This is a genomic window from Mitsuaria sp. CC2 (assembly GCF_048957715.1).
In the GTDB taxonomy this organism is placed as follows: Bacteria; Pseudomonadota; Gammaproteobacteria; order Burkholderiales; family Burkholderiaceae_C; genus Roseateles.
Map to the genome: position 1 here is coordinate 51,575 of NZ_JARVXN010000013.1, position 12,771 is coordinate 64,345.

The following is a 12,771-nucleotide window of genomic DNA, read 5'->3' on the forward strand; positions in this document are numbered from 1 at the left end:
GACCATGGCCCAGATCTTCGAAGTCCATCCCGACAACCCGCAGGCCCGTTTTCTGCGCCAGGCGGCGCAGATCCTGAGCCAGGGCGGCATCGGCGCGATCCCGACCGACTCCAGCTACGCGCTGGTCTGCCAGCTCGACGACAAGGCCGCCGCCGAGGCGCTGCGCCGCATCCGCGGCGTCGACGAGAAGCATCACATGACGCTGCTGTGCCGCGACCTCAGCGAACTCGGCAGCTATGCGCGCGTCGACAACAAGCAGTACCGCATGATCAAGACGGCCACGCCGGGGCCGTTCACCTTCATCCTGGAGGCGACCAAGGAAGTGCCGCGGCGCCTGTCGCATCCCTCGCGCCGCACCATCGGCCTGCGCGTGCCGGACCACCGCGTCACGCAGGACCTGCTCGCGCTGATCGGCGGTCCGCTGCTGGCCACCACGCTGATCCCGCCCGGCGAGCACGAGCCGATCAACGACCCCGAAGAGATCACCGCCCGCTACGACAAGCTGATCCAGTTGATCATCGACGCCGGCGCCTGCCCGATGAAGCCGACGACGGTCGTCGACCTCACCGCGGAGCCGCCCGTGCTGGTGCGCCGCGGCTGCGGCGATCCGGCCTGCCTGGGACTGGAACTCGAAGAGGCCGAAGCGGACGAGTGAGCCGGCCCGGACAAGCGCCGGGCCTCGCGATCGGGTTCGCGACCCGTTCGACGCACCATGCAAAACGCCGGCACGAAGCCGGCGTTTCTCATGAAGAGGCCTGAGGCTCCAGGCCCCTGACCTCCACCAGGCTCAGACCGCCGCGGTGATCACGATCTCGATCTTCCACTCCGGCTTGGCCAGCTTGGCCTCGACCGTGGCGCGGGGCGGCGTGTGGCCGGCCGGCACCCAGGCGTCCCAGGCGGCGTTCATGCCGGCCAGGTCCTTGACGTCGGCGATATACAGCTGCGCGCGCAGGATCTTCGTCTTGTCGCTGCCGGCGCGGGCCAACAGCTTGTCGATCATCGCCAGGACCTGCTCGGTCTGGCCCTTGACGTCGGCGGTGGCGTCTTCCGGCACCTGCCCGGCGAGGTAGACCACGCCGTTGTGGATGGCCATCTCGGAGAGACGCGGGCCGACGTCGAAGCGTTCGATGTTGCTCATTTGTTGTGCTGCCTGGGCTTGTGGGAATGCTTGTGCTCGCGCTTCTCGCGCGACTGCTCGTGGCGATGGGATTTCGCGGCCGGCGCGGCGGCCGGTGCCGCCTTCTGGCCAAGCTTGCTCTCCGTTCCCGCCATCAGCTTCTTGATGTTGGCGGCATGGCGCCAGATCAGCAGCAGACTCATCAGCGCGATGGCCGGCAGCTCCGGGCCGACGTCCCAGACCAGCATCTGCAGCAGCGGCGCGGCGACCGCGGCGGCCAGCGACGCCAGCGACGAGTAGCGGAAGACGACCGCCATGGCGATCCACACGCCGAGCACGGACAGGCCGAGCCACGGGTTGATGGCGAGCAGCACGCCGGCCGCGGTGGCGACGCCCTTGCCGCCGATGAACTTGAAGAAGACCGGCCAGAGGTGCCCGACGAAGGCGGCCAGACCGACCAGCGCGGCGGTGCCCTCCTCCAGGCCGTACGGCGGGCCGAACTTCAGCACCAGCACCACGGGGAGGTAGCCCTTGAGCGCGTCGAAGACCAGCGTCAGGATTGCCGCGGCCTTGTTGCCGGAGCGCAGCACGTTGGTCGCACCCGGATTGCCGCTGCCGTAGCTGCGCGGATCGGACAGGCCCATCAGCCGGCTGACGATCACCGCGAAGGACAGGGAGCCGATCAGATACCCGGCCAACACCGCCAATACGGCCAACAAGGGGAACAGGACACTTTGCATGGGGCGCTATTCTGCCCCGGACTTCAGCGCGCACTCGACCGGGCGGGCCGCGAGCAGCTCCGTCAAAACCCGGGGTTCGATGCTGATCAGGTAGCCGCGGCGCCCGCCGTTGATCAGGAGGCGGGGCAGCGCGAGCACCGAGGACTCGACGAACACCGGCATCGCCTTGCGCGTGCCGAACGGCGACGTGCCGCCGACGAGGTAGCCGCTGTGGCGCTGCGCGACGTCGGGCTTGCAGGGCTCGACCTTCTTGCAGGGGATCTGCCGGGCGAGTTCCTTCAGGCTGACGGTGCAGTCGCCGTGCATCAGCACGATCAGCGGCTGCGCCTTCTCGTCCTGCATCACCAGCGTCTTGACGACCTCGTGTTCGGGCACGCCGAGCTGCTTGGAGGACTCCCCGGTGCCGCCGTGATCGACGTAGTCGTAGACGTGCTCGCCGAACGCGACCTTGTGCTGGCGCAGCATCTGCGTCGCCAGCGTTTCGCTGACATGGGCGGATTTCTTGCTCATGGCGCGATTGTCCCCGCTGACCGCGGCGGCGGCTTGTACGAGCTTGCTGCACGGGGCGTCACGCCTCCTGACAGACGATGGCGGCGTCCGCGCTACGCTGCGGCGCCCTCCCTGCACTTCGTGTTCACCGAGCCCCCATGACGGACGCCGCCTCGACCTCCAGCTATAACCTCAAGGACCTGATCGGCGAGACCGCGTTGCGCTCGCTCGCGTCCGTGTTCGCCGAGTCGACGTTCGGCTTCCAGCGCAAGCGCTTCATGGCCGTCGCGACCGACGGCCTGGCGCCGCTGTCGATCATGCAGCGCGTGCATCGCGTGGCCGAGGCGCTCGAAGCGGCCCTGCCCGGCAGCTTCGCGGACAAGCTCGATGCCGTCGTCGCGGCAGCGCCGAACACTGGCGGCGCGTTCGTGAACATGGGGCTGTGCGATTTCGTCGCGAGCTACGGGTTGCACGATCCCGCCGTGTCGCTGAAGGCGCTCAAGCGGATGACGGTGCACGGCACCGCGGAATTCGCGATCCGCCCCTTCCTGCGACAGGACCTGACCGGCACGCTGAAGACGATGACGCGCTGGACCACGGACCGCAATGAGCATGTGCGGCGCCTCGCCAGCGAGGGCAGCCGGCCGAGGTTGCCATGGTCGTTCCGGCTCGACGCGCTGGTCGCCGATCCGGCGCCACTGGCGGAGATCCTCCAGGCACTGCGCGCCGACGACAGCCTCTACGTGCGGCGATCCGTCGCCAACAACCTGAACGACATCACCAAGGACCATGCGGACTGGGTCTTCGCGCACGTGGGCGATTGGGACCTCGCCGACGAGCGCAGCGCGTGGATCGTCAAGCATGCGCTGCGCTCGCGGATCAAGCAGGGCGACGCGCGGGCGCTGAAGCTGATCGGGGCGAGCGAGGGCGCGCTGGCCGTCGTGGAGCGGCTCGCGATCGAGCCGTCGCGGGTGGCGATCGGCGGCGAGATCGAGATCGCCTTCGAGCTGCGATCGACCGCGGAGACGACGCAGCGTCTGGTGGTCGACTACGCCGTGCATTACGTGAAGAAGAACGGCCGCGCGTCGCCGAAGGTCTTCAAGCTGAAGACGGTGGAGCTCGCGGCTGGCGAGTCGACGCCCATCCGCATCCGCCGCGCGCTGCGCAACTTCACCACCCGCACCCACTACGCGGGCACCCACGCGATCGAGGTGATGGTCAACGGGCAGAAGCTGGCCGACGGCACGTTCGAGCTACTCATGCGCTGAGCGCCCGCTCTTGGACCCTCTTGGCCCTCTTGGCCCTCTTGGCCCTCTTGGGCCCTGTTGGCCCCTCTCCCGCAGTGCGGGAGAGGGAGTAAGAGAGGTTCACTGCGCCGGGTCGCGGATCTCCCAGCGGATGCGGTCGATGCGGGTCAGCGTGTCCGCGTCGAGGGTCCGCCCGATGGCGGCGATGTTCTCATCCAGCTGCGCCGCCGACGTGACGCCGATCAGCGTGCTCGCCGTCTGCCAGCGCGAGTGCACCCACGCGATCGCCAGCGTCGACGGCGTCATCCCCAGCTCCGCCGCGAGCGCGTTGTAGCGGCGCGCCGCGGCCAGTGTCTCCGGCCGCGCCCAGCGCTGCTTTTTCATGCTGTCGAAGATCGCGAGTCGCCCGGGATTGGCGGGGTCGGTCAACCCGTGCTGGTCGTACTTGCCCGTCAACGAGCCGAAGCCCAGCGGCGAATACGCCAGCAGCCCGACCTGATGCCGGTACAGCGCCTCGTCGAGGCCGTTCTCCACGATCCGGTTCACGAGGCTGTAGGGGTTCTGCACGCTGACGATGCGCGGCAGACCGTGCTGTACGGCCAGGTGGACGAACTCGCCGACGCCATAGGCCGTCTCGTTGGACAGCCCGATGTGACGGATCTTCCCGGCGCGCTGCAACTGCGCGAGCGCTTCCAGCTGCTCCTGGATGGATGCGACCGGCTGGTCCTTCGCCGGCTCGAAATACACGCCGCCGAACATCGGCACATGCCGCGCCGGCCAGTGGATCTGGAAAAGATCGATGGTGTCGAGCTGCAGCCGCTTCAGGCTGTCCTCGCAGGCCTGCACGATCTGCGCGCCGGTCAGGTCCTTGCTGCCGTCGCGGATCCAGTCGTAGCCGCGCGAGGGGCCGGCGACCTTGGTCGCGACGACGACGCGCTCGCGCATCCCGGGCCGGGCCTTGAGCCAGCGACCGATGATCTCCTCGGTCCGGCCGAAGGTGTCGGCGCGCGCGGGCACCGGGTACATCTCGGCGACGTCGAGCAGGTTGATGCCGGCGCCCACCGCGCGATCGAGCAGCGCCTGGCTGCCGGTCTCGTCGACCTGCTCGCCGAAGGTCATCGTGCCCAGGCCGATGCGGCTGACCGAGAGGTCGGACTGTCCGAGGGTGACGCGTTCCATCTTGTTCTCCGTGACGTGCAACAGGCCAGTTTGCATGAGCCCGCCCGCCGTCGCCGCGAGTGCGGCCCATACCCGGGCGATCGCCGCGCGGAGCACCGGCACCGCCTTGACACCCGCCGCCATTGCGCCCACGAAATTATTGTTTTACAGTAATTTCTTGCCACCCCACGGTAAGACCATGAGCGACACGACTTTCCCCGCCGGCCTGCGGCGCATCCGCTGGATTGCCCACTGCGTGCGCGCGATGGCGTTGGTCGCGATGGCGGTGGTGGTCGGTTTCCATGCGACGTTCTGGACCAACCGCGGGCTGGTGGAGCGCACCGCGCGCAAGGACTGGTGCCTGGACTGCCCGATGCAATTCGACGCCGTCTCGCGCGCCTGGGGCCTGGCGGTCAACCTGCCGCAGGCGCTGCTGACGCTGTTCGCGCTGCTGTGCCTGTTCCGGCTCTTCGGCGCCTACCTGCGCGGCGAGGTCTTCACCGACGGCGCGACGCGCCATCTGCGACGGCTGGGGCAGTCGGTGACGGCGATGGCGCTGGTCATGCCGATGACCGACACGGCGTCCATCCTCGCGCTGACGCTGGGCAACGCGCCCGGGCAGCGGATGCTGTCGGTGCAGCTGGGCAGCCAGCACTACGTGGTGCTGCTGCTGGGCCTGGTGCTGATCGCGATGGCCATGGTGATGCGAGAGGCCCAGCGCATGGCGCAGGAGAACGCCGAGTTCGTCTGAACGGACCGGCCCAGGACCCCGCCCCCATGCCCATCGTCGTCCGACTCGACGTGATGCTCGCGCAGCGCAAGATGCGCTCCAAGGAGCTCGCCGAAGCCATCGGCATCACCGAGGCCAACCTCTCGCTGCTCAAGTCCGGCAAGGTGCGAGGGGTGCGCTTCGACACGTTGTCGCGCATCTGCGCGGTGCTGCAGTGCCAGCCCGGCGATCTGCTCGCCTGGGAGCCCGGCGACGAGCCCGAGGATGGAGGCGCCGATGGCCGCGCGTGATCGTCGTCTCGCGCCTCGCACGCTCGCCATCGGTGCGGTCCTGCTGCTGCACATCGCGCTGATCGGCTGGCTGCAGCACGCATGGCGCCGGGCGGAACCGCACCGCGAGCAACGCAGTTCGTCGATCCGCATGGTGACGATCCAGTTGCCGCCGCTGCCGAACACAAGGCCGGCGCCGCGCCCAGCGCAGGTCGCGCGTCGCGCAAGTCCTGACCCCAGGCGAGTGCCGCAGGCTCCCGTGCCTGAGGCCGAGGAGCCCCACGAGGAACGTCGCTCGACCGTCGTCATGACCGCGCCGGCGGCGGCTTCCGCCGCGTCCGGTCCGACCGGTCGCGACCTGATGTACGGCTCGGCGACGCAGCGTGCGGTCCGACAGTCGACGCAGGGACAGCCCTTGCTCGCCGAGCGCGCGGATCAGGCGAGCCTCGCACCCGACAAGATCGACGCGTCGACCAGGCTGGGCAACGACATGATGAAGGGCGCCACCGGCGACTGCCTGAAGGGCGAGTTCGCGGGCGCCGGCGCGGGCCTGCTCAGCCTGCCGTTCTGGGTGCTTGCCGAGGCGCGGGGCAAATGCCGTCGATGACACCCCGACGCGGGACACGCCTCGTCAACCCGCACCGGCCGCGCACCGTTCAGCGCAGATCGCCTCCGCGACATCCGCGACATCCGCTTCGCGACACAGGGAGAGAGTCGAAGTGAAGCCCCAGCAGTTCACCCATGCGGCGCGCCGCGTCCTGCACAGGCCGCTCGTCGCGGCCGCCGCGCTGGCCGCGATGGCTGCCCTCGCAGCCTGCGATCCTGTTGCCGCCGCGACGGCCACCGAGCCCTCACCGGCCGCGGCGGCCGCCCCTGCCGACGCCGCGGCATCGTCGGGCGTCGGCGCGATCGCCCTGCCCTCGGTCCAGAGCGACATGAAGCGCGGCGCCTCCTTTCCCTACAAGCGGCTCAACGAGCTGCTGTCGAAGCTGCGCACCGAAGGCGAAGGCCTGTTCGTGAGCCGCTTCGTGCTGACCGATCCGAAGGACAACACCAAGCCGCCGCCGGCAGGCACCAAGCTGGCGCTGATGAGCGACGACGACTACATCCCTATCCCCATCGACGACAAGGGCCGCTTCGACCTGCCGACCTTCTCCGAGCAGCGGGTCAAGGACATGGACTTCGGCACCAACGTGCCCAAGGGCGAGCTGGGCGTTCGGTTGAGCATCGACCTCGCGACGCCGCCGGAGATGCTGGACATGGCGACGGTGCGCCGCATCGTCGCGGTCGGCCAGCGGCTGCGCACCGAGCTGCTGCCCTGGTACGTGCGCTGGATGTTCCCGCAGATCGACGGCGTCATCGTGTGCAGCGACCAGCCGCAGTGGAACCTCGACTGGACGGAGGACGGCCAGCACCTGCGCCTGCCGCTCCCGTCGGAGGCGAAGCAGCGCGAGCCGGAGACGCCCAAGGACAAGCCGTCGCGCGCGTGCACCGTGCTCACCGGCCAGGAGCAGTGGCCCGACTCGGCGCTGCTGCAGCCGCAACCGGGCGCCAACACCAAGCTCTACGTCAAGCTGCGCAACACGCGCGCGAGCTGATCGGGAGTCCCGCAGCAGCCTCTCGCGGCTCCCTCTCCCGCACTGCGGAAGAGAGCGGGGGGTGAGGGCCAGCGGCCTGGGCAGTCAACGGATCAGACGGCGATTCCCGCCGCTCGGTCCGCTTCCAGCTGTCGCAGCACGCGCCGCTGCACCTTGCCGGTGGTCGTCATCGGCAGCGCGTCGAGGAACTCGATCTCCTTCGGGTACTCGTAGGGCGCGAGCCGCTGCTTGACGAAGTCCTGCAGCTCCGCGGTCAACGCCGCCGACGGCTGCCGGCCCGGCGCCAGCACGACGAAGGCCTTCACCAGCGCGCCGCGTTCGACATCGGGCTTGGGCACGACCGCCGCATTGGCGACGGCATCGTGGCGCACCAGACAGTTCTCGATCTCACCCGGACCGATGCGATACCCCGCGACCTTGAACTGGTCATCGGCGCGGCCCTGGTACCAGAGATAGCCGTCCTCATCCCTGCGCGCGAGGTCGCCGGTGCGGCACCAGCTGTCCGCCGGATCCCCGGTGAACTTCGCGGCGGTCGCCGCCTCGTTGCGCCAGTAGCCGAGGAAGAAGATCGGATCCGGCGTGCCGTGCGCGTCGCGGCGATGCACGGCCACTTCGCCGATCTGCCCGGGCGGACAGACCTGCCCCGCATCGTCGATCACCGCGACGCGGTGGCCGGGATAGGCGCGCCCCATGCTGCCCGGCTTGGCCGGCCACAGCCGCGCGCAGTTCCCGACGACGTAGTTGATCTCGGTCTGTCCGAACATCTCGTTGATCGTCACGCCGAGCTCGCGCCGGCCCCAGTCGAACACGGCATCGCCGACGGCTTCCCCCGCGCTCATCACGGCCTGCAGGTGCAGCGTGTAGCGCTCGGCGGGATGCGGCACGGCCTTCATCATTGCCTTCAGCGCGGTCGGGAACAGGAAGGTGTGGCTCACACGGTAGTGCTGCATCAGCTCGAAGGCCTTCTCCGGGGAGAAGCGGCCCTGGTAGCCGAGGATGGGCCGTCCGAAGCACAGCGACGGCAGCAACGCGTCCATGAGTCCGCCGGTCCAGGCCCAGTCGGCGGGGCTCCAGAACACGGCGTCGCTGCGAACCGTCGGATCATGCGGATCGAAGCCGAACCAGTTCTGGCTCGCGATGAAACCGGTGAGGTTGCCCAGCAGCGCGCGCTGCGGCAGCAAGGCGCCCTTGGGCGCGCCGGTCGTGCCGCTCGTGTAGATCAGGATCGCGGGGTCTTCGGCCGCGTTGTCTCGCGCGACGAAGCGCGCGTCCTCGGCCTGCAGCGCGGCCATCCAGCCGGCTTCGCCCTCGTGGGCATCGGACTCGCCGACGACCAGCACGTGCAGCAGCGACGGGCAGGAGGCGCGCGCCGTGCGCAGCGCGTCGAGCGCGCCGCCTTCGACGATCGCGACCTTGGCCTCGCTGTCCTTGAGACGGTACTCGAGCGCGTCGGGACCGAAGAGCATCGACAGCGGCATCGCGACCGCGCCGAGCTGGTTGATGGCGATGTGCGCGACGGCGGTCTCGAAGCGTTGCGGCAGCACGAGCGCGACGCGGTCGCCGGCTTCGACGCCCAGTCGCTTGAGCGCGTTGGAGAGCCGGTTCGCCGCGCGCTGCAGCTGGCCGAAGGAGTACTGGGCGCGGCAACCGCTGTCGCTGTCGAAGAAGACGGCGGGCGCATCGGGCGTCTCGCGGGCCCATCGGCCGCAGCACAGCTCGGCGATGGCCAGCCGCTCGGGCACCTGCCAGCGGAAGGCGCCGTGGATCAGCGCGTAGGCGTCGGGCGCGGCACGCGTCGCCGCGGGGGGCACGGTGATGCCGTCGGCCGGGCCGGCGTCCTTGGCGGTCTTGCCGGTCATCGTGTCTCCATCCTGGTCTGGAACAAGAGCGTGGATGCTAGCGAGCGGGTCCTGGCCGGTCGTCATGGAAAGCCCGTAGCGCCAGGTCGGTGCCTGGCGGGAACCGAGATGCCCGCGGGAGGTGCATGGGCAAGCGGCGGGCGATCCGCATATCGATATCCGGATCGTGGCTCCTACACTGGTCCGCATGGCCCTCAAGATCCTGCACAACCCCCGCTGCTCCAAGTCGCGCGAGGCGCTCGCGCTGCTGGAGTCCCGCGGCCTCCATCCCGAGGTCGTCGAGTACCTCGCGACGCCGCTGACGCTGCCCGAGCTGCAGACGCTGCACCGGCAGCTCGGCACGCCGGTGCGCGCGATGGTGCGCGACAACGAGGACGACTATCGCGAGCTCGATCTGGCGGACGAGTCGCTGACCGACACGCAGCTGCTGCAGGCGGTCGCGGACCGCCCGAAGCTGCTGCAGCGCGCGATCGTCGTGCAGGGCGACCGCGCGCTGATCGCGCGTCCGCCGGCGTTGCTGAACGACTGGTTGAAGCAGGTTGACCTCGGTTGAAGTGGGTTGATGCGCAAGCCCTCATTGGATGGTCCCCAGTCCTGCCACGAGCTTGGTGTCGGCGGGTCGACAGGACAACCCGGCGATGCGCACTGGCAGACGATCGGCAAGGTCACGGGACTTTTTGTCCGCGGCCCCAGGGATTCCTGCGCGCGCCCGCAGTCCTCGCTCCAACTGATCAAGCACCTCGGCGCTGTTGGAGATCGGCATGCGTCGCCACGCTCCCCTCGACAGTTGCTGATCGCAGGTCAGCCGGCCTATGAGCGGTTGAACCTTCCGAGCAATACGCTGAGGGAAAACCTGCTGGTGGACGTCCCGACCGACGACTTGAATTCCGGTGATCTCCTTGCCATCGGACCCGACGTCGTGCTGTGGCTCACGTTCCAGTGCGAGCCTTGCAGCCGGCTGGAAAGACGCAGTCCCGGGCTGCTTCGGTCCATGGGATCGAGTCGAGGCGTTCTGGCGCGCGTTGTGCGCGGAGGCACCCTCACACGGGGCGATCAGATGCGGTACGCGCGATCAGCCATCCCCGCGATGAGTGAAAAATGGCAGGCGCGCGTGATTCGCGTCCTGCACGCGGTGCCGCCGGATTGCTGCATTTCCTATCGCCAACTGGCCGAGTTCGCCGGCGTCGCCACCGGCTACTGCCGCGCCTTTCCGAGGCTTCTGTCCACGCTGCCGTCCGACATCGCGAGTCGTGCGCAGAGCGGTCTGCCCCCCAACAGATCCTCGTCGTGGGAAGGGGCTGAACTGTTCGATGTGGCCGCGCACCTGGACCAGGTGATCCGCTCCTCTGGCTCGACGATGCCCAAGGCTGTGCCACCTGCGGCTGGCGGCTAGCGGCTAGCGGCTGGCGGCTGGCGCCTGCGCTTCCTCAGCCCTTGAATCGCGCGAGCGAGTCGCCGGCGAGACGGCACAAGCGCCAGTCCGGCATGATCGTCGCGCCCATCTTCTCGTAGAAGCGGATGGCGTTCTCGTTCCAGTCGAGCACGCACCATTCGAAGCGGCCGTAGTCGCGCTCGATCGCGATCTGCGCCAGGCGCGTGAGCATGCGCTTGCCCAGTCCCGCGCCGCGATGCGCGGGCTGCACGTACAGGTCTTCCAGGTACATCCCCGGCTTGCCGAGGAAGGTCGAGAAATTGGTGAAGGTCAGCGCGAAGGCAACGACCGATCCGCTCTCATGCTCGGCGACCATGGCCTCGCAGACAGGGCGCTCGCCGAAGAGATGCGGGAGCAGCTTTTCCGGCGTCACGTCCATCAGGTGCGACAGGTGCTCGAAGTCGGCGAGCTCGCCGATCAGGCCGACGATCGCGGTCAGGTCGTCGGGGCGCGCGGGGCGGAGGGTATAGGGGTCGGGTTGTGCGGACATGTGGGTATTCTGTACCCCGGCTCGTCGCGGCTTGCCATGGCGGGCGTCTCGCGGGAGCATGGCGCACGACAGCGTGGGTGAGGCCAACAGGATGACCAGAGACTTCCCGTACTACAACGGTGAACCCGTCGCCTTGCGTCCGGCTCAATGGGCAGGGCTCATGCTGGCCGTGGTCGCCGGCTTCCTGGCGCTCCATCTGCCGTTCGGCGACACCTCGCCGATCCTGGCGTTCATCCCGGCCGTCCTCTTTCCCGCCATTCCCTTGCTGGCGCTGCGCGCGGTGGCGGGCCAACATTGGCGGGCACTGTTCCAACGCCTGGGCGTCAAGGCGGTCGCGATCGCGGTAGGGATCGCGCTGCTCAACCTGGTCGTCACGGTCGCCCTGGGCCTGCTGACGACCCGCTTCTTCGACGTGAGCGCCAATCCCGTCTTCGATGTCCTGGTGCATGACTCGACGTCGGATCGATGGCTCTTCGCCTTGCAGAGCCTGCCTCAACTGCTGGGCGAGGAAGTGTTGACGATGCTGCCCTTCCTCGCCCTGATGACGCTCTTCACGGCCCGGGCCGGCTGGTCCAGGCGGACGGCGATCGTGGCCGCATGGTTGATCTCCGCGCTGATCTTCGGTCTGGCTCACCTGCCCACCTACCAGTGGAACTGGGTGCAGTGCGTGGTGGTCATCGGATCGGCGCGTCTGGTCCTGTCGCTGGCCTATCTGTGCACACGCAACCTCTGGGTGTCGACGCTCGCGCATGTGCTCAACGACTGGACCCTGTTTTCTCTGGGCCTCCTGCTGGCGGCATCCGGCCACGCCCCGGCGTGAGCGCCATCGCCTTCCACCTCGCAACGCACAAGGGATGAGACCATGAATCGAATCAGACCCACCGCCGCGCTGATCGCGGCCGCCTTCGCGTCGATCGGATCGCCGGGGTCCGCGCATGCCGAGCCTCCTGGCGACCTGTCCGATCTGGTGGGTGCGCGCGGCAGCAGCGGAGAAACGCAGATGCAGGCGCGCGGCTACCAGTTCGTGCGGGCGACGCGGGTTCGGGACCAATCGTGGACCTTCTGGTGGAGCGACGTGCAGAAGCAATGCGTCAGCATCGCCACCACCAACGGTCGCTACGCCAGCATCGAGAAGATCCCCACGCAGAACTGCCGCCCGGGTGGCGCGAGCAGCGACGCCGAGCCGACGCCGCCCCAACCCGATGCGATCACGCTGGTCTGTTACGGCAGCGGCCAGCACGCGACGTACTCCTCGCACATGGGCTATGAGTGGAACGACCGCAGCAAGAAGTACGAGCCCATGCAGCGCATGGAGACGGGCAACGAGCAGTTCAACTCCGGCGTGCAGATCGACATCCGGGACGGTCAGGGTCGCATCCACCTCACCGGCAAGATGATCCCGCCGCTCAACTCGGGCGGCACGGAGGGCTGGTGGGCGCTGGAGGATCTCCAGCTGCAGCCGGAGCGCATCACGGCGCGGTATCGGGTGAGCGGGCTCAATCGCCCGAGTCTCACCATCGACCGGCGCAGCGGGCTCATCGAGATCAAGGGGCTGCCGGGATTCAGCGGGAAGTGCGATGTCGGGGATTGGGGGGCGGGGAGGAAATTCTGAATTCCCATCGGCCGCCTCGCCGCACCCTGT

At 68.7% G+C, this 12,771-nt stretch carries 16 protein-coding genes; 10 read left to right on the plus strand and 6 right to left on the minus strand.

The genetic code is table 11. The features are described from left to right. The first annotated feature begins 4 nt into the window (after positions 1-4). The gene (locus PV762_RS07930; RefSeq protein ID WP_421034496.1) at positions 5-655 is read left to right on the plus strand and encodes an L-threonylcarbamoyladenylate synthase; all 651 of its coding nucleotides are present in this window, start codon (positions 5-7) and stop codon (positions 653-655) included. 132 nt (positions 656-787) lie between these two features. Here the strand turns inward: PV762_RS07930 and PV762_RS07935 are convergent, their stop codons facing one another. The 3 genes from PV762_RS07935 to PV762_RS07945 are packed head-to-tail and all read right to left on the minus strand — an operon-like array spanning position 788 to position 2,367. Then, positions 788-1,138 carry a RidA family protein gene (locus PV762_RS07935; protein ID WP_377156888.1) on the minus strand — a complete coding sequence of 117 codons (351 nt, stop codon included), beginning with the start codon at positions 1,136-1,138 and terminating at the stop codon, positions 788-790. Continuing rightward, positions 1,135-1,857: a glycerol-3-phosphate 1-O-acyltransferase PlsY gene (gene plsY / locus PV762_RS07940; protein ID WP_421034497.1), complete on the minus strand. Its 723-nt coding sequence runs from the start codon at positions 1,855-1,857 to the stop codon at positions 1,135-1,137. The genes PV762_RS07935 and plsY overlap by 4 nt, the downstream gene beginning before the upstream one ends. Positions 1,858-1,863: 6 nt before the next feature. Continuing rightward, complete coding sequence (locus tag PV762_RS07945; protein ID WP_421034498.1) at positions 1,864-2,367, minus strand: aminoacyl-tRNA deacylase; 504 nt, start codon at positions 2,365-2,367, stop codon at positions 1,864-1,866. Between the two features lie 137 nt (positions 2,368-2,504). Between PV762_RS07945 and PV762_RS07950 the strand changes: the two genes are divergently transcribed. Next, on the plus strand, positions 2,505-3,614 hold the full coding sequence (locus PV762_RS07950; RefSeq protein WP_421034499.1) for a DNA alkylation repair protein: 1,110 nt from the start codon (positions 2,505-2,507) through the stop codon (positions 3,612-3,614). Between the two features lie 99 nt (positions 3,615-3,713). Here PV762_RS07950 and PV762_RS07955 read toward each other — a convergent pair whose 3' ends face one another. After that, positions 3,714-4,772, minus strand: a complete 1,059-nt coding sequence (locus PV762_RS07955; RefSeq protein ID WP_421034500.1) for an aldo/keto reductase — start codon at positions 4,770-4,772, stop codon at positions 3,714-3,716. A 178-nt stretch (positions 4,773-4,950) separates the two neighbouring features. Here PV762_RS07955 and PV762_RS07960 point away from each other — a divergent pair, with 178 nt between their 5' ends. The 4 genes from PV762_RS07960 to PV762_RS07975 all read left to right on the plus strand — a co-directional run bounded on the left by PV762_RS07960 (position 4,951) and on the right by PV762_RS07975 (position 7,348). Next, positions 4,951-5,502 (plus strand): DUF2975 domain-containing protein, encoded by a 552-nt coding sequence (locus tag PV762_RS07960; protein ID WP_421034501.1) that lies wholly within the window; start codon positions 4,951-4,953, stop codon positions 5,500-5,502. Positions 5,503-5,528: 26 nt separating this feature from the next. Further along, on the plus strand, positions 5,529-5,771 hold the full coding sequence (locus PV762_RS07965) for a helix-turn-helix domain-containing protein (protein WP_421034502.1): 243 nt from the start codon (positions 5,529-5,531) through the stop codon (positions 5,769-5,771). Then, positions 5,758-6,357, plus strand: a complete 600-nt coding sequence (locus PV762_RS07970) for a hypothetical protein (protein ID WP_421034503.1) — start codon at positions 5,758-5,760, stop codon at positions 6,355-6,357. Before PV762_RS07965 ends, PV762_RS07970 begins: the two co-directional genes overlap by 14 nt. 112 nt (positions 6,358-6,469) lie before the next feature. Then, positions 6,470-7,348, plus strand: a complete 879-nt coding sequence (locus PV762_RS07975) for a hypothetical protein (RefSeq protein WP_421034504.1) — start codon at positions 6,470-6,472, stop codon at positions 7,346-7,348. A 92-nt stretch (positions 7,349-7,440) separates the two neighbouring features. On the opposite strand, the gene PV762_RS07980 is transcribed toward PV762_RS07975, so the two are convergent. Further along, positions 7,441-9,207 (minus strand): acyl-CoA synthetase, encoded by a 1,767-nt coding sequence (locus PV762_RS07980; RefSeq protein ID WP_421034505.1) that lies wholly within the window; start codon positions 9,205-9,207, stop codon positions 7,441-7,443. 187 nt (positions 9,208-9,394) lie between these two features. Here PV762_RS07980 and arsC point away from each other — a divergent pair, with 187 nt between their 5' ends. After that, the gene (arsC, locus tag PV762_RS07985; protein ID WP_421034506.1) at positions 9,395-9,760 is read left to right on the plus strand and encodes an arsenate reductase (glutaredoxin); all 366 of its coding nucleotides are present in this window, start codon (positions 9,395-9,397) and stop codon (positions 9,758-9,760) included. A gap of 9 nt (positions 9,761-9,769) precedes the next feature. After that, positions 9,770-10,600, plus strand: coding sequence for an MOSC domain-containing protein (locus tag PV762_RS07990; RefSeq protein WP_421034507.1), 831 nt, complete (start codon positions 9,770-9,772; stop codon positions 10,598-10,600). Positions 10,601-10,634: 34 nt separating this feature from the next. Here the strand turns inward: PV762_RS07990 and PV762_RS07995 are convergent, their stop codons facing one another. After that, positions 10,635-11,129, minus strand: a complete 495-nt coding sequence (locus PV762_RS07995) for a GNAT family N-acetyltransferase (RefSeq protein WP_421034508.1) — start codon at positions 11,127-11,129, stop codon at positions 10,635-10,637. A gap of 91 nt (positions 11,130-11,220) precedes the next feature. On the opposite strand from PV762_RS07995, the gene PV762_RS08000 reads away from it, so the two are divergent. Then, positions 11,221-11,949, plus strand: a complete 729-nt coding sequence (locus tag PV762_RS08000; RefSeq protein ID WP_421034509.1) for a CPBP family intramembrane glutamic endopeptidase — start codon at positions 11,221-11,223, stop codon at positions 11,947-11,949. A 42-nt stretch (positions 11,950-11,991) separates the two neighbouring features. Further along, the gene (locus PV762_RS08005) at positions 11,992-12,741 is read left to right on the plus strand and encodes a hypothetical protein (protein WP_421034510.1); all 750 of its coding nucleotides are present in this window, start codon (positions 11,992-11,994) and stop codon (positions 12,739-12,741) included. The last annotated feature ends 30 nt before the right edge of the window (positions 12,742-12,771 follow it).